General features: G+C 44.3%; 25 protein-coding genes and 1 pseudogene. 25 read left to right on the plus strand and 1 reads right to left on the minus strand.

Going from position 1 to position 25,951, the window contains the following annotated elements; translation table 11 throughout:
* Window positions 1-8: 8 nt before the first annotated feature.
* The 10 genes and pseudogenes from I2H87_RS09375 (at window position 9) to I2H87_RS09420 (ending at window position 6,915) form a co-directional block, all read left to right on the plus strand.
* Complete coding sequence (locus tag I2H87_RS09375; RefSeq protein ID WP_117549512.1) at window positions 9-242, plus strand: hypothetical protein; 234 nt, start codon at window positions 9-11, stop codon at window positions 240-242.
* Between the two features lie 4 nt (window positions 243-246).
* Entirely contained in the window at window positions 247-1,029 is a 783-nt protein-coding gene (locus I2H87_RS09380; protein ID WP_195609807.1) for a vWA domain-containing protein, read from the plus strand.
* A gap of 16 nt (window positions 1,030-1,045) precedes the next feature.
* Entirely contained in the window at window positions 1,046-1,879 is an 834-nt protein-coding gene (locus tag I2H87_RS09385) for a PP2C family serine/threonine-protein phosphatase (RefSeq protein WP_165853406.1), read from the plus strand.
* A gap of 14 nt (window positions 1,880-1,893) precedes the next feature.
* Entirely contained in the window at window positions 1,894-2,913 is a 1,020-nt protein-coding gene (locus tag I2H87_RS09390; protein ID WP_195609808.1) for a transglutaminase domain-containing protein, read from the plus strand.
* A 13-nt stretch (window positions 2,914-2,926) separates the two neighbouring features.
* Window positions 2,927-3,163, plus strand: coding sequence for a hypothetical protein (locus I2H87_RS09395; RefSeq protein ID WP_117549521.1), 237 nt, complete (start codon window positions 2,927-2,929; stop codon window positions 3,161-3,163).
* A gap of 306 nt (window positions 3,164-3,469) precedes the next feature.
* Complete coding sequence (locus I2H87_RS09400; RefSeq protein ID WP_117549523.1) at window positions 3,470-3,709, plus strand: methionyl-tRNA formyltransferase; 240 nt, start codon at window positions 3,470-3,472, stop codon at window positions 3,707-3,709.
* 367 nt (window positions 3,710-4,076) lie between these two features.
* Complete coding sequence (locus I2H87_RS09405; protein WP_117549525.1) at window positions 4,077-5,438, plus strand: hypothetical protein; 1,362 nt, start codon at window positions 4,077-4,079, stop codon at window positions 5,436-5,438.
* A 218-nt stretch (window positions 5,439-5,656) separates the two neighbouring features.
* A complete protein-coding gene (locus I2H87_RS14105; RefSeq protein WP_165853405.1) occupies window positions 5,657-5,758 on the plus strand; it encodes an ATP-grasp domain-containing protein in 102 nt (33 codons plus the stop codon).
* Window positions 5,755-6,255 (plus strand): annotated as a pseudogene (locus I2H87_RS14110) (site-specific integrase); the annotation flags it as partial. The gene I2H87_RS14105 and the pseudogene I2H87_RS14110, both read left to right, overlap by 4 nt.
* Window positions 6,256-6,438: 183 nt before the next feature.
* Window positions 6,439-6,915 carry a low molecular weight protein-tyrosine-phosphatase gene (locus I2H87_RS09420; RefSeq protein ID WP_195609839.1) on the plus strand — a complete coding sequence of 159 codons (477 nt, stop codon included), beginning with the start codon at window positions 6,439-6,441 and terminating at the stop codon, window positions 6,913-6,915.
* A gap of 114 nt (window positions 6,916-7,029) precedes the next feature.
* On the opposite strand, the gene I2H87_RS09425 is transcribed toward I2H87_RS09420, so the two are convergent.
* Window positions 7,030-7,752, minus strand: coding sequence for a J domain-containing protein (locus tag I2H87_RS09425; protein ID WP_195609810.1), 723 nt, complete (start codon window positions 7,750-7,752; stop codon window positions 7,030-7,032).
* Between the two features lie 378 nt (window positions 7,753-8,130).
* Between I2H87_RS09425 and I2H87_RS09430 the strand changes: the two genes are divergently transcribed.
* The 15 genes from I2H87_RS09430 to cmk all read left to right on the plus strand — a co-directional run bounded on the left by I2H87_RS09430 (window position 8,131) and on the right by cmk (window position 25,940).
* Window positions 8,131-9,375 (plus strand): D-alanyl-D-alanine carboxypeptidase family protein, encoded by a 1,245-nt coding sequence (locus I2H87_RS09430; protein WP_195609811.1) that lies wholly within the window; start codon window positions 8,131-8,133, stop codon window positions 9,373-9,375.
* A gap of 55 nt (window positions 9,376-9,430) precedes the next feature.
* On the plus strand, window positions 9,431-10,318 hold the full coding sequence (locus I2H87_RS09435; RefSeq protein ID WP_195609812.1) for a metallophosphoesterase: 888 nt from the start codon (window positions 9,431-9,433) through the stop codon (window positions 10,316-10,318).
* 54 nt (window positions 10,319-10,372) lie between these two features.
* Window positions 10,373-11,122 (plus strand): segregation and condensation protein A, encoded by a 750-nt coding sequence (locus tag I2H87_RS09440; RefSeq protein ID WP_195609813.1) that lies wholly within the window; start codon window positions 10,373-10,375, stop codon window positions 11,120-11,122.
* 50 nt (window positions 11,123-11,172) lie between these two features.
* Window positions 11,173-11,742: an SMC-Scp complex subunit ScpB gene (gene scpB / locus I2H87_RS09445; protein WP_054704265.1), complete on the plus strand. Its 570-nt coding sequence runs from the start codon at window positions 11,173-11,175 to the stop codon at window positions 11,740-11,742.
* Window positions 11,743-11,911: 169 nt separating this feature from the next.
* Window positions 11,912-13,234, plus strand: a complete 1,323-nt coding sequence (locus I2H87_RS09450) for a D-alanyl-D-alanine carboxypeptidase family protein (protein ID WP_195609814.1) — start codon at window positions 11,912-11,914, stop codon at window positions 13,232-13,234.
* Between the two features lie 116 nt (window positions 13,235-13,350).
* The gene (locus I2H87_RS09455) at window positions 13,351-15,339 is read left to right on the plus strand and encodes a 2-isopropylmalate synthase (RefSeq protein WP_009266102.1); all 1,989 of its coding nucleotides are present in this window, start codon (window positions 13,351-13,353) and stop codon (window positions 15,337-15,339) included.
* Between the two features lie 496 nt (window positions 15,340-15,835).
* Window positions 15,836-17,272 (plus strand): acyl-CoA carboxylase subunit beta, encoded by a 1,437-nt coding sequence (locus I2H87_RS09460; protein ID WP_009266103.1) that lies wholly within the window; start codon window positions 15,836-15,838, stop codon window positions 17,270-17,272.
* 14 nt (window positions 17,273-17,286) lie between these two features.
* Window positions 17,287-18,063, plus strand: coding sequence for an OadG family transporter subunit (locus tag I2H87_RS09465; protein WP_022150854.1), 777 nt, complete (start codon window positions 17,287-17,289; stop codon window positions 18,061-18,063).
* Window positions 18,064-18,079: 16 nt separating this feature from the next.
* A complete protein-coding gene (locus I2H87_RS09470; RefSeq protein WP_117549542.1) occupies window positions 18,080-18,448 on the plus strand; it encodes a biotin/lipoyl-containing protein in 369 nt (122 codons plus the stop codon).
* Between the two features lie 21 nt (window positions 18,449-18,469).
* Window positions 18,470-19,621, plus strand: coding sequence for a sodium ion-translocating decarboxylase subunit beta (locus I2H87_RS09475; protein WP_054704198.1), 1,152 nt, complete (start codon window positions 18,470-18,472; stop codon window positions 19,619-19,621).
* Between the two features lie 17 nt (window positions 19,622-19,638).
* The gene (locus I2H87_RS09480; RefSeq protein ID WP_009266107.1) at window positions 19,639-21,054 is read left to right on the plus strand and encodes an oxaloacetate decarboxylase subunit alpha; all 1,416 of its coding nucleotides are present in this window, start codon (window positions 19,639-19,641) and stop codon (window positions 21,052-21,054) included.
* Between the two features lie 97 nt (window positions 21,055-21,151).
* Window positions 21,152-22,954, plus strand: coding sequence for an aminopeptidase P family protein (locus I2H87_RS09485; RefSeq protein ID WP_195609815.1), 1,803 nt, complete (start codon window positions 21,152-21,154; stop codon window positions 22,952-22,954).
* Between the two features lie 105 nt (window positions 22,955-23,059).
* Window positions 23,060-23,920: a MurR/RpiR family transcriptional regulator gene (locus tag I2H87_RS09490; protein WP_044954509.1), complete on the plus strand. Its 861-nt coding sequence runs from the start codon at window positions 23,060-23,062 to the stop codon at window positions 23,918-23,920.
* Between the two features lie 24 nt (window positions 23,921-23,944).
* Entirely contained in the window at window positions 23,945-25,180 is a 1,236-nt protein-coding gene (locus tag I2H87_RS09495; RefSeq protein ID WP_195609816.1) for a BaiN/RdsA family NAD(P)/FAD-dependent oxidoreductase, read from the plus strand.
* 100 nt (window positions 25,181-25,280) lie between these two features.
* The gene (gene cmk / locus I2H87_RS09500) at window positions 25,281-25,940 is read left to right on the plus strand and encodes a (d)CMP kinase (RefSeq protein ID WP_117549547.1); all 660 of its coding nucleotides are present in this window, start codon (window positions 25,281-25,283) and stop codon (window positions 25,938-25,940) included.
* The last annotated feature ends 11 nt before the right edge of the window (window positions 25,941-25,951 follow it).

Raw genomic sequence — 25,951 nt, forward strand, 5'->3', positions numbered from 1 at the left:
AATGGGGAATGGTATCAAAGGATAAAATGCAAGAGGAAATTGATAAAGCAACAGTAGCTTTGGGGATGCAAAAGGAGTTAGATCTTTATTCAATATTGCTTAGAATAAAATATGCGAAAGATAGAGAAGAAGTAATTGATAGAGAAGTTAAAGTTTGCAGAGCAAAGCTGGAACATGCATGGCAAATAGATAAGAAGATACTTGATGACTTAGAAGTTGAAAGTGGAAAGATTGGGGGATAAGAAGATGGAAGTATTACAAATACCAGGTGGAGAATTAGCAACAAGACCAATTCATTTCTTTTGGGTAGTGGATTGCTCTGGATCCATGTATGGAGAGAAAATTGGAATCGTAAACAATACCATTCAGGAATGTATTCCAGAGATGCGTACAGCAGCAGATAATAATCCGAACGCACAGCTTTTAATCCGTGCCTTACAGTTTTCTTCAGGTGCAAGTTGGATTACAACAACCCCAGTACCTGTTGAAGATTATGGGTGGGAAGATATGGATGCAAATGGATTGACAGAGCTTGGAAAAGCGTTTGATCTTTTAGCGGCACAACTGAGTATTCCGCCAATGCCAGAGAGGGCATTACCGCCGGTTATTGTACTTCTTTCTGATGGACAACCTACAGATGATTATAAAAGAAGTTTAGAAAAATTGAAAAAATTACCATGGTTTAGAAAAGCAGTTAAAATTGCAATTTCTATTGGTCAAGATGCAGATGATGATGTGTTAGTTGAGTTTTGTGGGAATAATGAATTGGTTTTACAGGCAAATAATGCGGCAGCCCTTGCGAAAATGATTAAATGGGCATCTACGACAGCTTCTATGGTATCAGCACCATCAAGTAAGCCAATGAACTCTGTACCAGCTTCTGTACCTACATCTTCAGCAGGTGTTTCTGTAGTGCCATCCGTACCGGCAAATGATCCATTTGCACCGGTAAACAATGGGGCACCGTTGGTACTTGATATGAGTAATATTCCAAATCCAGATGATTTTGATGAAGGGGCTGTCTGGTAAGAAGAGGAGGAGTCGGATGAAACGTTATATATGTGATGGAATCGTCAAAGGTGCGACTCACGTAAGAAACCAAATGCCCTGTCAGGATAATAAACGAATTGTAGAGGTATCAGATAAAATTGCAATCATTGCGGTCGCAGATGGTCATGGAAGCTCTAAATGTCCAAGAAGTGACAGAGGTTCTATGATTGCTGTAAATTCCTTTTATGAGGTTATGAAAAACTATCTGAGAGTCTATGGAGAAAATGAGGATGGACTTTCTAATCTGATCACGTTCCTTAACCGGGAAGGCGACATACGGTTCGCCCAGGATGTATGTGAAGAATGGCAGGCAAGGGTGAAACAGTCTTTTTATAAAAACAAAGTAGATGGAATGACCGATGAAGATGGAAATATCAAGTGGTCGTCTGTATTTTCATTGTATGGAACGACACTGCTTGGAATGCTGGTGACTGACAGCTTTGTATTTTCTTTCCAAATCGGAGATGGTGATATTAGTGTTGTGACAAAAGAGGAAGTGGCACCGCTGGTAGAACCAGAGAAATTCCTTGGAACAGAAACACATTCTCTTTCAAAACCGGATGCATGGAGAAAAGCCGTGGTATCGGTGTGGAGACGGGAAAGGGAAAGTAAAGAGTCATGTATGTACATCCTTTCTACAGATGGATTTGCAAACAGTTATACTTCTGATGAAGAGTACCAGAAGACATGTAAGGATTATTTGCAGATGATTCAGGAGCATGGAGCAGAGACGGTACAGGCAAATCTGAAGAACTGGCTGACAGAGACTAGTGAACTTGGGTGTGGAGATGATATCACAGTTGTTATGGTGTATTTTACAGGAGAATAGGGGGGCACAGGAAAATGATTGTAGATCGCTATTATTATCACCAACTGAATAAACAAGAGCAGGCGATCTATAAGGCATTTTACAATGGGGCAATGTTGCATCAGGAGATCATACCAATTCCGGTACGTGGTAAATTTACACAGGATAGCTTTGAACGTATATTCATGGCAATGACAAGGGATAATCCATTGATTTATTTTCTGAATCAGTCAGCATGTAGTACTGCCAGTGATATGTTTGGGCATATTGCAATCTGTCCGCAATATTTTTTTTCGAAAGAAAAGGTAAAAGAATATAACCGAAAAATTGAAAAAAAGGTGAATGAACTTGCAGGACAGCTGCATCTGCTGGAATGTAATGATTATAAAAAAGAACTTCGAGTGCACGATTGGATTTGTCGGAATGTTGCGTATGACTATGAAGGAAGCGATAAGGACAAGTTATCCAGAGTGATTGCTTCACACAATATTCTTGGTGTTTTTGCACATCATAAAGCTCAATGTGAAGGGATTGCTAAGGCGGTAAAGGTTCTTTTGAATGCAGTTGATATGAAGTGTATAGTTGTAACCGGTGATTCAACAAAAAGCGGACAGTGTGTGCCACATGCATGGAATATTGTAAATATTGATGGAGAGCCGTATCAGTTAGATGTTACTTGGGATACAAGTACAACAGGGCAGAACAAGCAGTTCGTGGTATATGATTACTTTAATCTGACAGACGAGTTAATGAATCAGGATCACAAAGCGGATAGCAGCTTACCGATATGTAGAAGCAAGAAAGCGAATTATTATGTACAGAGAGGTTGGTCCTTTCAGATGAGACATCGACTTATGGAATATATTGACAGATTAATTGAAAAGAATGAACGGATATATGAATTTCGTGCGGAAGGCAGACTAAATAAAGTTGCCATAGAGAAGGAAGTAGCTGATTATATTGTGCGGAAATTACAGGCGTATGGAAGAAGTTGTAATAGAATAAGAACCAGTTCTAATAGAGGACTTGGAATATACCGTATAGAAATATTATGAAGAGGTTGAGAATATGTTGGAATTTGTGATTTATGGGATTGGATATTTCGTTTGTACGTTGCTTATTCAATATATGCTTTTCAAACTCCGAAAAAACTATAATCATGGACCAAATGGAGTATGGGTTGGAACTAGAGCGATTATGATTTTATGTGTTATTGGCATTATAAATCATAAGATTAGTTATCTTGCGGCAATATTGGGATTTATCTGTGCGGATGAGGTAGGTAAGGCTGCAGGATATTATTGACAAAAGTGGTAAGTTGAATGAAGCAATTGAGCATACACAGACATTTGAGCTAGAATTATACAGAACAGTATCATCTGGTTTCATTATTTGCTCAGAAAGATTTTACTGATGTAAATTTAGACAGAGAGCAAAATATAGTTTCACTTTGCAGTTATTGTCATAATCTTTTGCATTATGGAACGGATATAGATGGCGTGCTGTATAAATTATATATAGATCGAAAAGATATACTGCAATTGATTGAAATAGCGATTTCTTACGAAGATTTATAATAGTATTATTTATAAATATCTGAGGAGAGGTGTTATGGCACAGATTAATTTAAAAAATATTAAAAAGATAAAGAAGAACAGAAACATCATACATGATAAAGTATATACTACTTATACGGTATTTAATGCTGATGGTGACCGGTATGTTCAGATAGATACCTATGGTAAAATTGACCGTGAGAATCCGGATAAGATTAGTCAGTCGATTCAATTCGATAAACAGACTGCAGAATTTATTGTAGAACTGTTGAAAAAAGAATTTGAAATAAAGTAATCGTTTGGAATTGTCTAAGGCATGTGCAGTTTACCAATCATACAACAGCAATCTATAGATTATAAAGATATCACAGAGCGTCTTATAAGGAGACAATGATCAAGTTCCTAACTGTATAGATGTAAGATCGTGAATCACCGTTTTGAACAAGAGGAAAATGATATTATTTGGCGGATAGTTGTCAACACACCTTTTGTTCTAAAAAGTCTTGATTTTATTGGGGGGCTTGGATGGAAGTATAGAATTTACACCTTTGGAGGATCGGTAAACATGATGTATGGAATGGCAAGAGATATGAAGTCAGTATTTTTGGACAGTATTTTGGTAAAACGATATCATCAGAGTTGGATTATCGGAGGAGTTTGCTATGTCAAAAGAAAGAGAAAAAGTAAAGTGTAAAACAGAATTAGAATTCATTACGGAAGTTGTGGATGAGTGTGTGGCAAACCTTAAAGATAAAGACAGAGAGCATCTTATTCGTAATCCATATGCAATAGATTATCATTTTTCATATTGTTTATATATCAGAAATCATTACATACATAACAGAGATTTCTCTGATGTGGATTTTTGGACTGATCCTGATGATTTGTCATCTGAAATTATTAGAATGATTTTTGCAAAGCTTATTCCCGAATATGATTATGATAATCAGTTTATTGAAAACCTGTTTAATGATAAGAGATTCATCCAACTGCGACAGGAATATAGAGCCATTTATGGTGATTATCCAATGACTATGGTGGAAGAGTATAAAGAAGATATTTCCTTTGAACCTGCATTGTCTATGTCTGAAATTAGAAGTTCGAATAATGTAGATATAGATAAAGAAATTGAGGTTTCCAGGAAAAATCACGAAAAAAGTTGTGCACATATTGAAAAATTATTGAAGAAATTGGCTGAAAAAGTTTGGAGACTTGATCATCTCAGACAAACAGCAGAGGAATGTGGTATTGACTATGAGGAATTAATTCCTAAGATTCAGGAAATACAGAAAATATTATTTGAAGATAGAGAGTACATACCGGTTGAAGTTTGCCTGCTGCCTTATAAAAAGGCTATAGGGCAGAAACGCTACATTGAGTACAGAAGAAGATTGAGTAAATTATTAGAGGAACATCCGAGGTTGATGGAAAAGCTGGATCTTTCTTATTTCAATGACAGAGTTTTGGCGAAAGTTGTATTGAAGTATAGATGGTCGTTAGGGGTACTTCCGCAATATCAGGATGATGAGGTGATGGTAAGATATAGTCTTTCACATAGTGGAGAAGCGATAGAATTTGCATCTAAACGCTTTCAAAATAATCGTGAATGGGCGAAGTTTGCTATTGAACATTCAGCAAATGGAACCATCATGTATCTGGATTGTATGAAGCCATATCGTAAAGATAAAGAACTTGTTTACTTGGCGTGTAAAGTAGAAAGATGGAATTTTATCTATGTTGATAAATCTTATCGAGATGATTTTGAATTGGCAAAGCTTTGCATGGAACAGGGTGGAAATCTCAATACGATTTATGAGTATATGAGTGCAAGGTTGCGAGGTAACAAGGAACTGGCAATGCTTGATTTACAAGAGGATTTTCCAAATACAGAATACTATTCATCTAAACTTAGAAATGATGATGAAATAGCAGCGGAATTGTTTAGACTCCACGGAGCTGATTCATGGGCATGGTATCATATGAGCAAGCGTCTAAAGAAGCAATATAAGATAGAAGAAATGTAGAGGTGTGGTAAATGTGAAAGATTAGATTTATGCTAAGGAGGAATTGGTCTGTGTAAATTTATGAACTTACAGAAAATTGGATTTCATGAAAGAAGTGGAATGCCTATATCAGAAGAATATAGAATAGTCGTCTACGCTGGGAAAATTCTGATAATGGATAACTATGGGACGGAAAAAGAGGATGTGAGATTATCTGACGTTGAAATTAGTTGGATAGAATGCAGCACAAAAAAATTAAAAGCAACTTTGTAACAATTGATATAGCACGGAAAGATGACGGAGAGCTAATGATCATAGAATTTGGTGATGGTCAAGTTTGACGATTTCTGATATTGATTTTAAAGAACATACGATCAACATCGATCATCAATTACAGAAAAAGTCAAAAATTGGATATTATATTCAAGAAACAAAGACAACCAGTGGAATAAGAAAGATACCTATGACTTCGGAAGTAGAGGAAAGTTTTAAGAAAATTATAGAAAAACGAAACCCGCCGAAAGCAGAACCTATGGTAAATGGAAAAAGTGGATTCTTATATTTTTATAAGGATGGAAGTATCTGTTATTCATTGCAATGTGAGCATTACTTTAAACATATCATTCAGAAATATAATAATACCTACAAAGTGCAGATGCCTGTTATTACACTTCATATCTGTCGTCATACGTATTGTTCAAATATGGCAAAATCTGGAATAAATCCAAAAGCATTGCAATATTTGATGGGTCACTCAGATATCAGTGCAACGCTGAATACATATACGCATGTAAATCTTGAGGATGCCAGAGAAGAAGTCGCCAGACTTCGGATTGTGCAATTACGATTTTATAACTTAAAATGGCAAGGTGTAAAAACGTGGAATTTACACCATATGTTATACCTTTTGCGGTATAACATATGCCATAACACATCAATTTATGCCAGAAAGCAATTTTTTACAGGGGCTTACAAAGCCCGAAATATCAAGAAACACAAGGAAATGCGAGGTTATGTAACAATGATAAAAATACTATTCATCTGCCACGGCAATATCTGCCGTTCCACCATGTCCCAGTTTGTTTTCCAGGACATGGTCAACAAGCGTGGTCTTTCCGACCACTTTCATATTGATTCTGCAGCTACAAGCCGCGAGGAAATCGGGAATCCCCCGCATTACGGGACTGTGAGGAAATTAAAAGAAGTGGGGATTCCGGTGCTTTCTCATCGTGCACGTCAGATGACAAAAGCGGATTATCAAGAATATGACTATCTGATCGGAATGGATTCCGCAAATATCCGTAATATGAACCGGATTCTCGGCGGAGATCCGGAAGCGAAAGTGCAGAAATTACTTGATTTTACAGAACGAAAAGGGGATATTGCGGATCCGTGGTACACCGGAAATTTTGATTTGACTTATCGGGATGTGTCAGAGGGCTGTGAAGGTTTACTGCATTTTCTGGAAGAACGGGAAGAGGAACTGAAAAAGTGGTAAAACAATAGAAATAAGGAAAAAAGAGAAGAAAAGAAAACCGCTTGTGGACAAGATGCAGAATGATCGGAATGGATCATTGCTGTTTGACCGTAAGCGGTTTTTTAAAATTGATATTTATAATGCATATGACAGCAGGCGTTTCAGGCTGTTGTGAAAATGCCGGTGCTGAGCTTTGTATTTTCTGCGTTCGGTTGTAGAGGCGTTCTGGTTCAGATAAGCATCATATTTTGCAAATAATGTGTGATAATCGGCATCTTGATTTTGCCCCCAGCGGACAAGAACCCAATTCATTGTCTCGGGCTGCCAGTATTCCATCGGAATTCCGGCATTTTTCAAGATCGTGATATACTGAACAGCTTGTAAAGAAAGATCACTGAGTTGTTCTTCGATTTCCTGTTCCACCCTATCTGTCTTTCCGATTTTTCGCAATATTTTCATCGGCAGGCTGGCGCGTCTGGATGCCTGTTCTTCCAGATGGCAGCCTTTATTGACGATCTCATTGAGTTTGCATGCTGCATTCCAATAAGTGACAAAGGAATCAGATTCTTTTTTCTCAGCTTTCTTTTTTTCGCGCTCAGGATCTCCGACCGTAAAAGTACGAAAAACCCGTTTTTTTCCACCGCCGAGTTCCAGATCGTATTGCCTGCGTTTTTCCGGATCGGAAAGTGTGCGATAGGCTTCTAATATTTCCTGCATATATGCGGTTGTATCAATATCATTATGCATATTGGCATCCGGATGGTATACTTTTGCTAATGCATTTTTTGCGTTTGTTATTTCTTCCAGAGTTGCTTCTCTGGATACTCCCAGAACATGATAATATGTACGAACTGGCATGATTCCTCCTTATAATTACGATAGTACTCCCCATATTCAGCAGTTATGCATAAAGGATCGTGCATAAGCTAACTTTATAATTTTACGATACTCTGCAAAAAAAATCAAGCATTTAGAAAACCTGATTCGGCGCAACTGTATGAAATTGTGCGAAGCTGTATAAAATATTCATCTAAGGAATCAATCCCTGTGATTTCATGCCTTTTTCAGGTCTTAACTTTTCAACGCGTTCTTTCAGGTGAAGGTTCTAAAAATTACAATTCCTGATTATATTTGAAAAGAAAGAGTGTGTCTTTGTGTAGGAAGATATAGAACGGAAAGAAAAGAAGAGGTTTTATATAATTGTATACATGGATGCAACAATTGGGGAGCGGTTTTATGAGGAAGTTTCTGGCGGTATTTTTGAGTGTATTGTTGGGAGCGCAAATATGTTTTGGGATACAAGTCGGCGCGGAAGATGCTCCGGAGCCGGATGTTGAAAACCTGAATACGGAGGATGCAGTTTCGGAAAATCCGAATCCTGTATCCGCAGGACAGGAAATCGAGATCAGCGCGCCGTCTGCGATTCTGATGGAAGCGTCTACGGGAACGATCATCTATGAAAAGGATGCGGATACAGCCAGACCACCGGCGAGTGTTACAAAGATCATGACGATGCTGTTGATATTTGATGCACTGGAACAAGGGAAGATTCATCTGGAGGATGAGGTGAGCACCTCGGAGTTTGCGGCGTCTATGGGCGGATCGCAAGTATTTCTTGAGCCTGAGGAGAGACAGACCGTCGATACGATGTTAAAATGCATTTCCATCGCAAGTGCGAACGACGCCTGTGTGGCGATGGCGGAGTACATAAGCGGGAGTGAAGAAACATTTGTGCAGCAGATGAATGAGCGGGCGAAAGGACTTGGCATGGAAAATACCAGATTTGTGAACTGCAATGGTCTGGATGCCAAGGGGCATGAGACCAGTGCGAGAGATATTGCACTGATGTCCCGGGAAATGATCACAAAATATCCGCAGATCCAGGATTACTGTATGACCTGGATGGAAAATATCACTCATACGACAAACAAAGGAACGACGGAGTTTGGATTGACAAATACAAATAAGCTGGTAAGACAATATGAGTATGCAACCGGTTTAAAAACCGGATCGACCGGGGAAGCAAAGTTTTGTGTTTCGGCAACGGCCAAGAAGAATGGAATCGATCTGATCGCAGTCATTATGGCGGCGGAGGATTCGAAGTCGAGGTTTAAAGATGCGGTGAATCTGTTGAATTACGGATTTGGAAAATGTCAGCTCTATGAGGATACTGAACCGGAAAAACTAAAAGATCTTCCTGTTGACGGTGGAGTGAAAGATACGGTTGCCTTAGAATACAAGGATACATTTACTTATCTGGATACGACCGGAGCAGATCTTTCGCAGATGACGAAAAAAACAGAACTGAAACAGTCAGTGAAAGCGCCGGTAAAAAAAGGAGCAAAAGTGGGAACTGTGCATTATTTTCTGGGAGAAAAGGAAGTGGGAAATGTGGAGATCCTGACAAAAGGAGCGGTGGAAAAGGCAGGATTTCTCGACTATTTGAAAGAAAGTTTCCTTTACTTTATCCGAAAAAAATGATAGGATAAATAAGATAATAGGGGATGATTTCACAGAATATAGTGGAGTATAAAATATGATCGAGATGAGAAAAATTCTGGCTGCGGGTGCGGTTGCATCTGCAGCTATCTGTGTGGAAAGCATTCGTGAACGCAGACATTTTCGGGTGACACATTATGATCTTGACACGCCGAAGATGGAAGCAGACGCGGGCGAGGTGACCATTGTATTTTTAAGTGATCTGCACAATCAGATTTACGGGGCTAATAATGATGTGCTGTTACGGACTGTTGCGGATGTGAAGCCGGATGTGATCCTGGTCGGCGGAGATATGCTGATCGGAAAGCGGGATCGTCTTCCGAAACCTGCGCTGACATTTGTGCGGAAGCTTCCGAAGATCGCGCCGACGTATTACAGCAACGGCAATCACGAACAGCGGATGAAAGAGAATACAAAAAAATATGGCAATGTATTTGAGCGTTATCAGAAAAAGCTTCGGGAAGCGGACGTTCGTTTTCTGGAAAATGATTCCGCGGAATTTACAAAGAACGGACTTCGGATCATGCTGACCGGATTGGAACTTCCGATGGAAACGTATGAGAAGTTCCGGCATATGGATGTGTGTGGGGAAGATGTGGCTCGACAGGTCGGCACGGCGTCGGAAGGATATTTCCATATATTAATGGCGCATAATCCGGTCTATTTTTCGGGATATAAAGAATGGGGGGCAGATCTTGTCCTGTCGGGACATCTGCACGGAGGGATCGTGCGGATCCCGGGCTGGCGCGGATGTATCACGCCGCAGGCGTTTCCGTTTCCGAAGTATTCCGGGGAGATGACAACGGAAGAAGAACATACGATCATCGTGAGCAAAGGACTTGGGACACACACGATCAATCTGCGTTTGTTTAACGAGCCGGAGGTTGTTGTTGTGCATATCCACGGCGGGCACAGGAAGAAATAAAACAGCATATTTATTTGGAAGAAAGAGAAATGGTTTCAGGAGGATGAACAGCACATGGGGATACCCGTAAAACTGGAAGTGTTTGAAGGTCCGTTGGATCTGTTACTTCATTTGATCGATAAAAACAAGATTGATATTTACGATATTCCGATCGTAGAGATCACCAATCAGTATATGGAATATATTCGGGGGATGCAGAAAGAAGATCTGAATGTGATGAGTGAATTCCTCGTGATGGCTGCGACGCTTTTGGATATCAAGTGCAAGATGCTGCTTCCGAAAGAGATAAATGAAGAGGGCGAAGAGGAAGATCCGAGAAAAGAACTGGTAGAACAGCTTTTGCAGTATAAAATGTACAAATATATGGCATATGAGCTGAAAGACCGGCAGTCAGATGCAGAACAGGTATTGTTCAAACAGCCGACGGTGCCGGAGGAAGTTTTGGCATATACGGAACCGGTGGATCTGGATGCTCTTCTGGACGGATTGACGCTTTCCAAATTGAATCAGATTTTTCAGGATGTGATGAAGCGTCAGGATAATAAGATCGACCCGGTGCGGAGCAAGTTTGGAAAGATTGAAAAAGAAGAAGTTCCGCTGCCGTCGAAAATGACTTATGTAGAAAATTATGCGAGAGAACACCGGCATTTTAGCTTTCGGCAGCTTTTGGAAGCGCAGTCGAGTAAGATGCATGTTGTTGTAACCTTTCTTGCGATTCTGGAATTGATGAAGACCGGGGCGATCCGGGTGGCGCAGGAAGAGACATTTGGAGAAATCATGATAGACTCTCTGATTGAGGAGTAAGATAGATGTCAAAGCAGGCAGAACGGGAAGATAACAAAAGGATGGATGAAATGGAAATAAAAAAGCTGCAGGGCGTGATTGAGGCGATTCTGTTTACAATGGGAGAATCGGTGGAGCTGGAGCGGATCGCGGCTGCGATTGAACATGACGAAGAGACGACACGAAAGCTTATCAACGGTTTGATGGATCAATATGCGGAGGAGGGACGGGGAATCCGGATCATTGAACTGGACCGTTCTTACCAGATGTGTACAAAAAAAGAGATGTATGAATATCTGATCCGGATCGCAAAGCAGCCGAAGCGGTATGTGCTGACGGATGTTTTGCTGGAAACGTTGTCGATCATCGCATATAAACAGCCAGTGACGAAGCTGGAGATCGAGAAGATCCGCGGCGTAAAATCGGATCATGCGGTAAACAAACTGGTAGAGTATGGACTTGTGGAAGAGGTGGGACGTCTGGACGCGCCGGGACGTCCGCTTTTGTTCGGAACGACGGAAGAATTTCTGCGGAGATTCAGCGTACAGTCGTTGGATGAACTTCCGACATTGGATCCGGTCAGAATGGAACAGTTTAAAGAAGAGGCGGAAGACGAGGCACAGTTGAAACTGGATATTTGAGTAAAATTCCACATGGAATACGGAAAAAGAATATATGAGAATGAAAGGGGATTCCGAGACATACCTATGATTAAGGGAGTATGTTTCGGAGTCTTTTTTGATGAGAAAGTGCCTGAAAAAGAAAAATAAATACAGATCCTTTTTGGAAAAATGTATAACGGGAAAAAGTATGAAAGCACTTATAAGTCTGCTGATCCTAAGCCTTTGTATGCAGGGAAACATTGCGCTTGCGGGAGAAAATGTTGGATTGATACAGGAAAACGACCTAACTGCGCAGGAGGAGAAAGCGGCGGATACTGTAGATGAAATTCAGGAACCGACGGATTTGTATGCCCAGTCGGCAGTGCTGATGGATGCGGAAAGCGGGCGTGTTTTGTTTGCGAAAGAGGGGAATAAAGAGCGTGCGATGGCAAGCACGACAAAGATCATGACCTGTATTCTGGTGTTGGAACAGGGGGATCTGGATCGGGAAGTGACTGTCAGTGCGCGGGCAGCTGCGCAGCCGGAAGTCAGATTGGGGGCACAGGAGGGGGAACGGTTCCGGATTCGGGATCTGTTATATTCGCTGATGCTGGAATCCCATAATGACGCCGCAGTTGTTCTGGCGGAGGCGGTTGGAAATACAGTAGAGGGATTTGCAGATCTGATGAATGCAAAGGCGGAAAAAATCGGATGTGAACAGACGTATTTTGTGACGCCGAACGGATTGGATGAAAAAGATGAGAAGGGGTGGCACCATACGACGGCCGAAGATCTGGCGCGTGTGATGAAATATTGTATTATGGATTCGCCGCGAAAGGAAGCCTTTTTGGATCTTACACAGACTTTGGAATATGAGTTTACGGACAGTACCGGGGCACGGCAGTTTTCCTGCCGGAACCACAATGCGTTTTTGCAGATGATGGAGGGGGCGATTTCCGGAAAAACAGGATTTACGTCGGATGCCGGATATTGCTATGTGGGAGCGTTAGAAAATGAGGGACGCACATATGTGGTGGCGCTTCTGGCGTGCGGATGGCCGAATCATAAAGGATATAAATGGGCGGACACGAAAAAACTGATGACTTACGGAATGGAATCTTTTCATTATCGGGAAGTGAATATGCCGGCAGATTTTGGAGAAATTCAAGCAGAGGGGGCTGTACCGCAAGGCGGCGTATTACAGGGAGAGCGGATGTTGGAACTTGGTCCCGACTGGAAAACGGCAGACGGGATCGCAAAACAGATCGTTCAAAAAAATAAAGAAAACGGCGGCGACACGGAAACGGTGCGGATGCTGCTTCGGGATGATGAAAAGATTGAAATGAAAACAAGCAGAAAACCTTATCTGGATGCGCCGGTAGAAAAAGGAAGCGAAGCCGGGAAAGTGCAGTTTTTTCTGGACGGGGAAGAGATCGGTTCCTGCGTGCTTGTGACAAAAGCGGGGGCGCGAAGCAGAGATTTTAAATGGTGTATTGAAGAAGTGGCGAAACGATTGTTTTTGCAATGTTAAAAAAGATCAATGAAAAGAGATTAAAATTGTCACTGGAATCTCAAAAGTAGATATGGTAGTATGGTCGAAGATAAAAAAAGACAACTGTATTGATAAAATATAAGGGAGTGGTTGGGATGAAAAATTATGAGAAATACGAGCGTGCATATTTTATGCCGCCGGAGGCTTGTTATGACTGGGTGAAGAAAGATTATATCGATCATCCGCCGGTCTGGTGCAGTGTGGATCTGCGAGATGGAAATCAGGCGTTGATCGAACCGATGAGTCTGGAAGAGAAAGTGGAATTTTTTAAGCTGCTCGTGAAAGTCGGCTTCAAGGAGATTGAGGTTGGTTTTCCGGCAGCATCTGAGACAGAGTTTCGTTTTATGCGGACACTGATCGAAGAAAATCTGATCCCGGATGATGTGACGGTTCAAGTACTGACACAGGCGAGAGAACATATTATCAAGCGGACTTTCGAAGCGGTAAAAGGTGCGCCGCATGCGGTTATACATGTATACAATTCAACTTCCGTTGCACAGAGGGAGCAGGTGTTCCGGAAAGATAAAGAGCAGGTAAAGCAGATTGCGATCGACGGTGCGAAACTGTTAAAGCAATTGGCAGACGAAACGGATGGTAATTTTACGTTTGAATACAGTCCGGAAAGTTTTCCGGGAACGGAAGTAGACTATGCGCTGGAAGTCTGTAATGCAGTCCTTGATATCTGGAAGCCGACGGAAGAGAAAAAAGCGATCATCAATCTGCCGACGACGGTGGAGAATGCAATGCCGCATGTGTTTGCCAGCCAGGTAGAATATTTCCACAAACACTTATTATATAGAAAGAACGTGATCCTTTCCCTGCATCCGCATAACGACCGCGGAACCGGGATCAGTGATGCGGAACTCGGTGTGCTTGCGGGAGCAGACCGGATCGAGGGTACATTATTCGGAAACGGAGAACGTACAGGCAATGTGGACATTATCACTTTGGCGATGAACCTGTTTTCTCATGGTGTGGATCCGAAACTGGATTTCTCCGATATGCATGAGATCTGCGAGATCTATGAACGCCTGACGAGAATGGAAGTGTCTCCGCGTCAGCCGTATGCCGGCGAACTTGTGTTTACCGCATTTTCCGGATCGCATCAGGATGCGATCGCGAAAGGGATGACCTGGAGAGAAGAGAAAGCGTGTGAAAAATGGACGGTCCCGTATCTTCCGATCGATCCACAGGACGTGGGAAGAACCTATGATTCGGATGTGATCCGTATCAACAGCCAGTCCGGAAAGGGCGGCGTCAACTATATCCTGAAACAGAATTTCGGAATCAGTCTGCCGGAGAAGATGAAAGAAGAGGTCGGTTATCTCGTGAAAGACGTGTCGGATAAAGCACACAAGGAGCTGAGTCCGGAATGGGTATACCATATTTTTGAAGATCATTATATCAATGCGAAGCCGGTGTTTACGATCGAGGAATGTCATTTCACACAGAACGATGGGATCGTGGCGGAGGCGACGATCACACATGCCGGAGAGCAGCGCACGATCACCGGTGTTGGAAACGGACGTCTGGATGCGGTCAGCAATGCGTTGAAACATTATTTTGATATCAATTATGAACTTGCTGTATATGAAGAACATTCCCTGACGAAAGGCTCTTCATCCAAGGCGGTCGCTTATGTAGGAATCGGAAGCGGCGAGGAGAATTGCTGGGGCGTTGGCGTGGATGCGGATATCATCAAAGCGTCGATCGCGGCCTTGGAAGTGGCAGTCAATAAGATGGAATCCGTACGGGCGATGAATGGCGGAAAAGATAAGCGGCTTCTGGAAATTACGAATTATATTTATGCGAATTATAAAACCGTGACATTGGATGATCTGGCAGAACAGTTCTTCCTGTCGAAGCCGTATCTGTCCAAATATATCAAAGAAAAATCGGGTATGACATTTGGCGATATCCTGAAAAAGGTGAGGATGAAGAAAGCGCGTGCTATGTTAAAGAGCAGCAATGCAACGGTGGAAAGTATTGCGGAATCGGTCGGTTATCAAAATGTAGAGCATTTTAACCGGATCTTTAAGAAAATGTATGAGATGACGCCGGTTCAGTACAGGAATCAGAAGTAGAGGATTTTGCAAAAGATATAAAATGAGGCGGGAGATTGTATAAAATTCAGCGGGAGCGCAGCCGGGACAGCGGAAGCGTTCCCGTTTTTCACGTTATATGCCGAAGCTGGCGTCGGTGTACAAGGGGGAAAACGGTCGATGAAGAGCAAATCTAAGTCTCTTTGTTGTTACTTTCACTCCGCGTACGTCTCTGTACGCGTCGGTCAAGTGCCTAAAAGAGGCTTAGATTTGTCTCTTCTCGACTCACCGACCTCAAACGCAGATAATTCGGTGATTTTCAAGACAGACGATTGAAGCGTACTGGACGTACGCTGATTGAGGATAACGCTGAAAATCACCGAAATTACGCGATTTGAGGCGTGTTTCCCCTTGTACATCGACGCTAGGTTATTTATTTAACAAAATTCATTGAAATTTTAGAATAAGTAGTATATACTAAAATAGGCAAAAATTTTGGTTTAGTTTAAACAAATTATTTCATATGGAGGACTAAAAAATGAGCTACAATGCAACTGGAAACTCAGCAAGCAGAAGAATTGCCGCAATGCTTGATGAGGGAAGCTTTGTTGAAATCGGTGGCGCTGTTACAGCGAGAAGCACAGATTTTAACCTGCAGGCAAAAGAAACTCCGTCCGACGGCGTGATCACCGGATACGGAGTGATTGACGGCAATCTTGTGTACGTTTACAGCCAGGATGCAACCGTATTGAACGGTGCAGTGGGCGAGATGCACGCAAAGAAGATCGCCAACATTTATGATATGGCAATGAAGATGGGAGCACCGGTGATCGGTCTGGTAGACTGTGCCGGATTAAGACTTCAGGAGGCGACAGACGCGTTGGAAGCGTTCGGATCTCTTTACTTCAAGCAGGCAATGGCTTCCGGAGTGATCCCGCAGATCACAGCGATCTTCGGAATGTGTGGTGGCGGTCTTGCGGTAGTGCCGGGGCTGACAGACTTTACATTTATGGAAAGCAAGAATGCAAAATTATTTGTAAATTCTCCGAACGCACTGGAAGGCAATGAGATTTCCAAATGTGATACCTCCACAGCAGAGTATCAGAGCAAAACAGCAGGTCTGGTAGACGGTATCGGAACAGAAGAAGAAATCCTGGATCAGATCCGTTCTTTGATCTGCATGATCCCGGCGAACAACGAAGACGATCTGTCCTATGAAGAATGTCTGGACGATCTGAACCGTGTATGCGCAGATCTGGAAAATGCAGCGGAAGATACCGGCATTGCACTTGCTACAATTTCCGACAGCAATATTTTCTTTGAGACAAAGAAAGAATATGCGAAAGAGATGGTAACCGGATTTATCCGTTTAAATGGCATGACAGTCGGCGCGGTTGCGAACCGTTCCAAGATCTATGATGCAGAGGGGAATGCAGAATCTTTCGAGAAAGTTCTGACAGCGGACGGATGTAAAAAAGCAGCGGATTTCATCAACTTCTGCGACGCGTTCTCAATCCCGGTATTGACACTGACGAATGTAACCGGATTTGAAGCGACAAAAGAAGCGGAAAAAGAGATGGCAAAGAGTGTTGCAAAACTGACATACGCATTTGCAAACGCAACCGTTCCGAAAGTAAACGTGATCGTAGGACAGGCTTACGGAAGCGCCTATATCGCAATGAACAGTAAATCACTCGGAGCAGATATGGTATATGCGTGGTCGGATGCAGAGATCGGAATGATGGATTCCAAACTGGCAGCAAAGATCATGTATGCCGATGCAGACAACGAGACTCTGAAAGAGAAAGCCGCAGAGTACAAAGAACTGCAGTCCAGTCCGATGTCTGCTGCAAGAAGGGGATATGTAGATGCGATCATTGAGCCGGCAGACACCAGAAGATATGTGATCGGTGCTTTCGAGATGCTGTTCACAAAAAGAGAGGATCGTCCTGACAAGAAACATGGAACGGTTTAGTGAGGTGAGGCGAAGTGAAGAAAAGAATGAGTTTATTAGGTCTTACCCTTGTGCTTGCGTTGGGACTTGCAGGATGTGGAAGTAAGGCTGAAGAAGAAAACATTTACGATCAGGAAATGATGGAACAGTATGCGGACGCGATCATCATGAACTTCAGCAACATGGATGATGAAGCGATGGATACGTTCCGGGACATGTCTGATCTGGAACTGAACCTGATGCTGATGCAGTCAGGACTTCCGGTGGAGGGGGATGACTTCCTCGCTATGCTCGATGCATGGAGCGCCGGAATGAAAGAGTGCGGTTCATTTGTAGATTACGGTGAATATGAGATGGAAGCTGCAAATGAAGGCGCAGTATTGACAACAGAGATCACCTGTGCAGATAAGACCGCAGATCTGGAGTTTGACTTCGATGAGAAGATGAACATGACCAGCATCACGATCAACGCACACTATTCACTTGGTGAGATTCTGACAAAAGCAGGACTGAATACCTTGCTGGGAATGGGAACCGTATTTGTTGTACTGATTTTCATCGCATTTATTATTTCCCTCTTTAAGTACATTCCTGCAATTGAAGCAAAATTCAAAAAGAAACCTGCACAGAGCGAAGCGAAAAAGGCAGAGGAAAAAGCAGTTCCGGCTGCAGCGCCTGTCGTGGAAGACGCCGTGGATGATGCAGAACTTGTAGCGGTGATCGCAGCGGCGATCGCAGCGGCGGAGGGAACAACGACAGACGGATTTGTCGTACGTTCTATTAAGAGAAGAAAAACAAATAAGTGGAGATAATCAGGAGGAAATCGTAATGAAAAATTATACAATTACAGTAAACGGCAATGTGTATGATGTAACCGTAGAAGAAAACGGAGCAGGAGCAGCACCGGCAGCAGCACCAAAGGCAGCTCCGAAAGCGGCACCGGCAGCAGCGCCAAAGGCAGCTCCGAAAGCGGCAGGCGCAGGAAGCATTGAAGTAAAAGCAGGAGCAGCAGGAAAAGTGTTCAAGATCGAAGCGAATGTCGGACAGAGCGTACAGGCAGGCGATCCGGTTGTCATCATCGAAGCAATGAAGATGGAGATCCCGGTTGTTGCCCCAGAGGCAGGCACAGTTGCTAGTATTGATGTGGCAGTGGGCGATGCTGTTGAGGCAGGAGCGGTACTGGCTACATTAAACTAGTTTTTCCGGGAGGTTTGACAAATGGAATATATTTCAAATACATTAGGAAACCTCATACAGCAGACCGCATTTATGAACCTGACCGTCGGAAATCTGATCATGATCGCGGTTGCGTGTGTATTCCTATATTTAGCAATCAGACACGGCTTTGAGCCGCTTCTGCTTGTTCCGATCGCATTCGGTATGCTGCTTGTAAATATCTATCCGGATATCATGCTTCATGCAGAAGATGCAGCCAATGGAACAGGCGGACTTCTTTATTACTTCTATGTGCTGGATGAGTGGTCGATCCTGCCGTCCTTGATTTTTATGGGCGTCGGTGCGATGACTGACTTCGGTCCGCTGATCGCGAACCCGAAGAGTTTCCTTTTGGGAGCGGCAGCACAGTTCGGTATTTTCGCAGCGTACCTTGGAGCTATGGCTATGGGATTCTCCGACAAAGCTGCAGCAGCAATTTCCATCATCGGTGGAGCAGACGGACCGACCTCCATTTTCCTGGCCGGTAAATTGTCCCAGACTGCAATTTTAGGACCGATCGCCGTGGCGGCATATTCTTATATGTCACTGGTTCCGATCATCCAGCCGCCGATCATGAAAGCTTTGACAACAGAAAAAGAGCGGAAGATCAAAATGGAACAGCTCAGACCGGTTTCCAAATTGGAGAGAATCTTGTTCCCGATCATCGTTACGATCGTTGTCTGCGTGATCCTTCCTACAACAGCTCCGTTGGTAGGTATGCTGATGCTTGGTAACCTCTTCAAAGAGTGCGGCGTTGTAAGACAGCTGACAGAAACGGCATCCAATGCGCTGATGTATATCGTTGTTATCCTGCTCGGAACATCCGTAGGAGCAACGACAAGCGCAGAAGCATTCCTGAATTGGGATACGCTGAAAATCGTATTCCTCGGACTGGTCGCGTTTGCATTCGGTACTGCTGCAGGTGTGATCTTTGGTAAGATCATGTGCAAGGCAACCGGTGGAAAAGTAAATCCGCTGATCGGATCCGCAGGTGTATCCGCAGTTCCGATGGCGGCGCGTGTTTCCCAGAAAGTCGGAGCGGAAGCAGATCCTACGAACTTCCTGCTGATGCATGCGATGGGACCGAACGTAGCCGGTGTAATCGGTACGGCAGTTGCGGCCGGAACATTTATGGCAATTTTCGGTGTGAAATAATATTGGAGGATTAAGAAATGGCTGAAATGGTAAAAAAACCAGTGAAGATAACTGAAACGATCCTGCGTGATGCTCATCAGTCTCTGATCGCTACAAGAATGACAACAGAACAGATGATGCCGATCGTAGAGAAAATGGACAAAGTCGGATACCACGCGGTAGAGTGCTGGGGAGGAGCGACATTTGACGCATCCTTACGTTTCCTGAAAGAAGATCCGTGGGAGAGACTTCGTAAATTCCGTGATGGATTCAAAAACACAAAACTGCAGATGTTGTTCCGCGGACAGAACATCCTCGGATATCGTCCGTATGCCGATGACGTGGTAGAGTATTTCGTACAGAAATCTGTTGCAAACGGAATCGATATCATCCGTATTTTTGACTGTATGAATGATATCCGCAACCTGCAGACAGCAGTTACGGCAGCAAAGAAAGAAAAAGCACATTCTCAGGTGGCAATGTCCTACACACTCGGCGATGCATATACACTGGAGTACTGGATGGATCTTGCGAAGAGAATCGAGGAAATGGGCGCTGATTCTATCTGTGTAAAAGATATGGCAGGTCTGCTTTGCCCGTATCAGGCAACAGAACTCGTAACAGCACTGAAAGAAGCGGTTGAGATCCCGATCGAGATGCATACACATTATACATCCGGTGTGGCGTCCATGACTTATCTGAAATCCGTAGAGGCAGGCGCAGACATCATTGACACTGCAATGTCTCCGTTCGCACTGGGCACATCCCAGCCGGCGACAGAGGTTATGGTCGAGACATTCAAAGGAACACCATACGACACCGGATTGGATCAGAAACTTTTGGCAGAGATCGCAGATTACTTCCGTCCGATCCGTGATGAGGCTCTGGACAGCGGACTGCTCAATCCGAAGAACCTTGGCGTTAATATCAAGACTCTTCTGTATCAGGTTCCGGGAGGAATGCTCTCTAACCTGACAAGTCAGCTGAAAGAGCAGGGAGCCGAGGATAAATTCTACGAGGTACTGGAAGAAGTGCCGCGCGTAAGAAAAGACCTCGGTGAGCCACCGCTTGTTACACCGTCTTCTCAGATCGTCGGAACTCAGGCTGTATTTAACGTGCTGATGGGCGAGCGTTATAAGATGGCGACAAAAGAGACAAAAGACGTTCTCTCAGGAAAATACGGAAAGACTGCAAAACCGTTTGATCCGGAAGTGCAGAAGAAAGTAATCGGTGAAGATGCCGAGGTGATCACGTGCCGTCCGGCAGATTTGATCCCGGATGAGCTGGATACACTGCGTAAAGAGTGTGCACAGTGGGCACAGCAGGATGAAGACGTATTAAGTTACGCTCTCTTCCCGCAGGTTGCAACAGATTTCTTCAAGTATCGTGAGGCACAGCAGACAAAAGTGGATGCGACAGTGGCTGATACAGAAAATGGATCTTATCCGGTATAAGCAAAGTGCTTTTCCGGCAATATAATAACAGACCGGGATTTGTTTCGGATAGCCGAGACAGATCCCGGTCTGTTTTAGAAAGAGGAGGTTGAAGCAGATGACGGTACAGGAGCGGATCGCTAAGCTGCGAGAGCGGATGGACGCTTACGGGATCGATATTTATATTGTTCCGACAGCAGATTATCATCAAAGTGAATATGTAGGGGATTTTTTTAAATGCCGCGAATATATGACCGGATTTACAGGATCGGCAGGAACGGCGGTTTTTACAAAGAAAGCGGCTTATTTGTGGACGGACGGCAGATATTTCATTCAGGCGGTAAAAGAGTTGGAGGAAAGCGGGATCATGCTGCAGAAATCCGGAGAACCGGGCGTGCCGGGAATCGGAGAATGGCTGGAAGCGGAAATACAGAAAATGGAACATGCTCCGAGGATTGGATTTGACGGCAGGACGGTCAGTATTGCGGCGGGAAAGCGTTACGAAGAAATCGCGGGACGTATGAGTGGTCGTATTTGTTTGGAGAAAGATCTGGTTGGAGAAATCTGGGATGACAGACCGGATCTTCCGTCAGAACCGGCGTTTTCGCTGGAGTTGTGCTATGCGGGAGAATCGACTGCGTCGAAGCTGGAACGCCTGCGCACAGAGATGCAGAAGTCAGGCGCGGCATATTGTGTGATCACGGGGCTGGATGATATCGGATGGCTCTTAAACATGAGGGGGCGGGACGTTGCGTATTGTCCGCTGATCTTATCCTATGCAGTGATCGGAATGGATAACATGGAACTTTATGCGGATGCAGATAAATTTGACGATACCGTGAAAGGGAAGTTTGCAAAGGATCATATCGAATTACATTCGTATGCGGCTATTCAAGAAAGAATGCGGAAATTCCAGCCGGGAGAGACCATTCTTTTGGATCCGGAGCAGATGAATTATGCATTGTACAGAAGCATTCCGGAGGATGTAAAGAAGTTGGAGGCTGAAAATCCGGTGATCCGGATGAAAGCCTTGAAAAATGAAACAGAGATTGCAAATATCCGGAAAGCGCATTTAAAAGATGGGATCGCCTGCACCAAATTTATGTACTGGCTGAAAACAAAGATAGGGACCGAGACGATCACTGAGATTCAGGCATCCGAAAAACTGGAAGAATTTCGCGCGGAACAAGAGCATTTTATCGGACCGAGTTTTGCACCCATCTGCGCTTACAAGGAGCATGCGGCGATCGTTCATTATTCTGCGTCGTCTAAGACCGATGCGGAGTTAAAAAAGGAGGGGATGATCCTCTGCGATACCGGCGGTCATTATATGGAGGGATCGACGGATATTACAAGGACGATCGTGCTCGGAAATGTGACGGAGGAGGAAAAAAAGCATTTTACAACGGTACTGTGCAGTATGCTGAATCTGGCGGATGCGAGATTTCTCTATGGGTGTACCGGGATGAGTCTGGATTATGCGGCAAGAGAACCGTTCTGGAGGCAGCATCTGAACTTCAATCACGGAACCGGTCACGGAGTCGGTTATCTTGGAAATATTCATGAGCCGCCGGCACGGTTTTTCTGGAAAATGCCGATGGGAACATGCACGATCCCTGCATTGGAACCGGGGATGGTCATTACCGATGAACCGGGGATCTATATCGAAAACTCGCACGGGATCCGCACGGAAAATGAGCTGCTTGTTGTAAAAGATACGGAAAATGAATATGGACAATTTCTCCGGTTTGAAACGTTGACGTTTGTCCCGATCGATCTGGACGCGGTGGATCCGGAACAGATGACGGATCGGGAGAGAAGACTTCTGAATGCATATCATACGCAGGTGTGGGAAAAAATCTCTTCGTATCTTGGAGAAGAAGAGCGGGAATGGCTGAAAAGATATACGAGGGAAATATAGGCATCTTGCAATGCAGACGTTCGTATTGTATAATCTATCAGGAAATGATCAGAAAAAGAGGGCGTAAATTTGAACGAGAATAGCACAAATGAATTGCTTGGCAGAATGGAGGAACGACGTTCCCAGATGAGTAAAGGACAGAAACGGCTGGCGGATTATGTGTCCAAGAATTATGACAAAGCCGTGTTTCTGACCGCTGCGAAACTTGGTGAAGTCGTCGGCGTCAGTGAGTCGACGGTTGTCCGCTTTGCCACGCAGCTTGGTTATAAAGGATATCCGGGATTTCAGAAAGCATTGGAAGAACTGGTGCGCAACAAGTTGAATTCGATCCAGCGGATGGAAGTGACTTACGGGCGGATCAGTCAGTCGGAGATCATCGAGGCGGTACTGCATTCGGATATTGAGAAGATCAAACTGACATTGGAAGCGATCGACCAGAAAGCGTTTGACCTTGCGATCGACACATTGTTAAATGCGAAACGGGTTTATGTGATCGGAATCAGAAGCTGTGCGCCGTTGGCTTCCTTTTTGAGCTTTTATCTGAATCTGGTATGTGAAAATGTCACGTTGGTCAATACGAACAGTTCCAGTGAGATTTTTGAACAATTGATCCGGATCAATGAAGAAGATGTGATCGTCGGGATCAGTTTTCCGCGTTACTCGATGCGTACACTGAAAGCATTGGAATTTGCAAGCAACCGGAAAGCAAAAGTGATCACACTGACGGACAGCGTCCATTCTCCGATGAATCTTTATTCATCCTGTAATCTGATCGCGAGAAGCGATATGGCGTCGATCGTGGATTCTCTTGTGGCTCCGCTCAGTGTGATCAATGCGCTTGTCGTAGCGCTCTGCATGAAGAAACAGCGGGAAGTTGTGACGACGTTGGAAACGTTGGAGAAGATCTGGGGAGAATATCAGGTTTACAGCAACGACGAGTTAAATCAGGTCAATACGATGGACTGAAAGCAGAAAGAAAATGGAGAAGATATGAAGAAAGTACTTGTGATAGGCGGCGGCGCGGCCGGAATGATGGCAGCGGTGTTTGCCGCGAGAGGCGGACGGGAAGTTCATGTATTTGAAAAAAATGAAAAATTGGGAAAGAAATTATTCATTACCGGAAAAGGCAGATGCAATATTACGAATGCCGGGGATATGGACACATTGTTTTCTTCTGTGATCAGCAATCCGAAATTTCTTTACAGCGCGTTTTATGGATTTACCAACGAGCAGACGATCGCATTTTTTGAGGAACTGGGAGTCCCGGTGAAGATCGAACGGGGAAACCGCGTCTTTCCGGTCTCGGATCATTCCTCGGATGTGATCGGAGCGCTTAGCCGGGAAATGAACCGCCTGGGCGTGGAAGTGCATCTACATGCCGAGGTAGAGAAGATCCTGACGGATCGGGAAGATCCGGAACGGATAAGAGGGGTCCGGCTGAAGAACGGAAAAGAAGTTGCAGGAGACGCCTGCATCGTTGCAACCGGAGGAGTTTCTTATCCGTCCACCGGATCCACCGGGGACGGTCTGCGGTTTGCGGAGGAACTGGGACTGAAAGTGACGGAATTGTTCCCCGCCCTTGTGCCGATGGAAGTGAAAGAATGGTATGCAAAGGAACTGCAGGGACTTTCTCTGCGAAATGTGACTGCGGCGATTTACGACGGGAAGAAAAAGCTGTATGAGGAATTTGGCGAGATGCTCTTTACTCATTACGGCGTCAGCGGACCGATCATCATCAGCGCCAGCAGTTCTGTCGGAAAGAAATTAAAAGAAAAAGAACTGCGGCTGTGTATCGACTTAAAACCGGCGCTTTCACAGGAACAGCTGGATCAAAGAATACTGCGGGATTTTGAGGAGAATCGAAACAAGCAGTTTAAAAATTCGGTGGACCGCCTGTTTCCGGCAAAATTAAAACCGATCATGATCGAGCTTTCCGGTATCTCTGCAGAGAAGAAAGTAAATGAGATCTCAAAGGAAGAGCGGATCCGCTTTGTGAAATTGATCAAAGAATTTCCGATGACGCTGACAGGACTTCGCAGCTATAAAGAGGCCATCATTACGAAAGGCGGCGTCAGCGTGAAAGAGATCGATCCGGGAACGATGGAATCAAAAAAAATAAAGGGACTGTATTTTATCGGCGAGGTGCTGGATCTGGATGCGCTGACCGGAGGGTTTAACCTCCAGATCGCATGGTCCACGGCAGCGGCGGCAGGCAATGCCGTGTAGGTCAAAAGCAGGAGCGGACGCTGCCGGAAAAGAGGACGTCCGGCTAAAGGCGCTGTGGGAAGAGCACAGAGTTTAAAACATAAAAAGAAAGGGCAGAGCAATGGGATATAATGTGGCGATAGACGGACCGGCAGGAGCCGGGAAAAGTACGATTGCAAAATTAGTGGCAAAAGAAAAAGGATATATTTATGTGGACACCGGCGCGATGTACCGCGCTTTGGCGATCCATTTTCTGAAAAAGAATATTTCCGCGGAAAATGTGGAGCAGATCGTTTTGGCATGTGCAGACGCAGATGTTACGATCGCCTATGAAGACGGCGTACAGCAGGTGTATTTAAACGGAGAGAACGTGACCGGAAGACTCCGTGGGGAAGAGGTCGGCAATATGGCTTCCAGAACGTCATCCATCCCGCAGGTACGGGAAAAACTGCTGGAGCTTCAGAGAGGGCTTGCAAGAGAGCAGGACGTGATCATGGACGGAAGAGATATCGGAACGAATATCCTGCCGGATGCGGACGTAAAGATTTATCTGACGGCAAGCGTTGATACAAGAGCAAAGCGCCGTTTTGACGAACTGAAAGAAAAAGGACAGGACTGCGATTTTGAAGCGATCAAAGAGGATATCAAAGAACGGGATGCGCGGGATATGAACCGGGAGATCGCACCGCTGAAAAAAGCGGAAGATGCCATCCTTGTGGACAGTTCCGAGATGACGATCGATCAGGTCGTGGAGACGATCTGCGGTTACTGCCGGGCATAAGGAGGAGCAGG

It is taken from the genome of Mediterraneibacter glycyrrhizinilyticus (genome assembly GCF_015560805.1).
In the GTDB taxonomy this organism is placed as follows: Bacteria; Bacillota; Clostridia; order Lachnospirales; family Lachnospiraceae; genus Schaedlerella; species Schaedlerella glycyrrhizinilytica_A.

Excerpts from the sequence above, each read along its gene's own strand:
- I2H87_RS09375 (WP_117549512.1), top strand. The coding sequence starts at position 9 with ATGGTATCAAAGGATAAAATGCAAGAGGAAATTGATAAAGCAACAGTA.
- I2H87_RS09380 (WP_195609807.1), top strand. The coding sequence starts at position 247 with ATGGAAGTATTACAAATACCAGGTGGAGAATTAGCAACAAGACCAATT.
- I2H87_RS09385 (WP_165853406.1), top strand. The coding sequence starts at position 1,046 with ATGAAACGTTATATATGTGATGGAATCGTCAAAGGTGCGACTCACGTA.
- I2H87_RS09390 (WP_195609808.1), top strand. The coding sequence starts at position 1,894 with ATGATTGTAGATCGCTATTATTATCACCAACTGAATAAACAAGAGCAG.
- I2H87_RS09395 (WP_117549521.1), top strand. The coding sequence starts at position 2,927 with ATGTTGGAATTTGTGATTTATGGGATTGGATATTTCGTTTGTACGTTG.
- I2H87_RS09400 (WP_117549523.1), top strand. The coding sequence starts at position 3,470 with ATGGCACAGATTAATTTAAAAAATATTAAAAAGATAAAGAAGAACAGA.
- I2H87_RS09405 (WP_117549525.1), top strand. The coding sequence starts at position 4,077 with ATGTCAAAAGAAAGAGAAAAAGTAAAGTGTAAAACAGAATTAGAATTC.
- I2H87_RS14105 (WP_165853405.1), top strand. The coding sequence starts at position 5,657 with ATGCAGCACAAAAAAATTAAAAGCAACTTTGTAACAATTGATATAGCA.
- I2H87_RS09420 (WP_195609839.1), top strand. The coding sequence starts at position 6,439 with ATGATAAAAATACTATTCATCTGCCACGGCAATATCTGCCGTTCCACC.
- I2H87_RS09425 (WP_195609810.1), bottom strand. The coding sequence starts at position 7,752 with ATGCCAGTTCGTACATATTATCATGTTCTGGGAGTATCCAGAGAAGCA.
- I2H87_RS09430 (WP_195609811.1), top strand. The coding sequence starts at position 8,131 with ATGAGGAAGTTTCTGGCGGTATTTTTGAGTGTATTGTTGGGAGCGCAA.
- I2H87_RS09435 (WP_195609812.1), top strand. The coding sequence starts at position 9,431 with ATGATCGAGATGAGAAAAATTCTGGCTGCGGGTGCGGTTGCATCTGCA.
- I2H87_RS09440 (WP_195609813.1), top strand. The coding sequence starts at position 10,373 with ATGGGGATACCCGTAAAACTGGAAGTGTTTGAAGGTCCGTTGGATCTG.
- scpB (WP_054704265.1), top strand. The coding sequence starts at position 11,173 with ATGGAAATAAAAAAGCTGCAGGGCGTGATTGAGGCGATTCTGTTTACA.
- I2H87_RS09450 (WP_195609814.1), top strand. The coding sequence starts at position 11,912 with ATGAAAGCACTTATAAGTCTGCTGATCCTAAGCCTTTGTATGCAGGGA.
- I2H87_RS09455 (WP_009266102.1), top strand. The coding sequence starts at position 13,351 with ATGAAAAATTATGAGAAATACGAGCGTGCATATTTTATGCCGCCGGAG.
- I2H87_RS09460 (WP_009266103.1), top strand. The coding sequence starts at position 15,836 with ATGAGCTACAATGCAACTGGAAACTCAGCAAGCAGAAGAATTGCCGCA.
- I2H87_RS09470 (WP_117549542.1), top strand. The coding sequence starts at position 18,080 with ATGAAAAATTATACAATTACAGTAAACGGCAATGTGTATGATGTAACC.
- I2H87_RS09475 (WP_054704198.1), top strand. The coding sequence starts at position 18,470 with ATGGAATATATTTCAAATACATTAGGAAACCTCATACAGCAGACCGCA.
- I2H87_RS09480 (WP_009266107.1), top strand. The coding sequence starts at position 19,639 with ATGGCTGAAATGGTAAAAAAACCAGTGAAGATAACTGAAACGATCCTG.
- I2H87_RS09485 (WP_195609815.1), top strand. The coding sequence starts at position 21,152 with ATGACGGTACAGGAGCGGATCGCTAAGCTGCGAGAGCGGATGGACGCT.
- I2H87_RS09490 (WP_044954509.1), top strand. The coding sequence starts at position 23,060 with ATGGAGGAACGACGTTCCCAGATGAGTAAAGGACAGAAACGGCTGGCG.
- I2H87_RS09495 (WP_195609816.1), top strand. The coding sequence starts at position 23,945 with ATGAAGAAAGTACTTGTGATAGGCGGCGGCGCGGCCGGAATGATGGCA.
- cmk (WP_117549547.1), top strand. The coding sequence starts at position 25,281 with ATGGGATATAATGTGGCGATAGACGGACCGGCAGGAGCCGGGAAAAGT.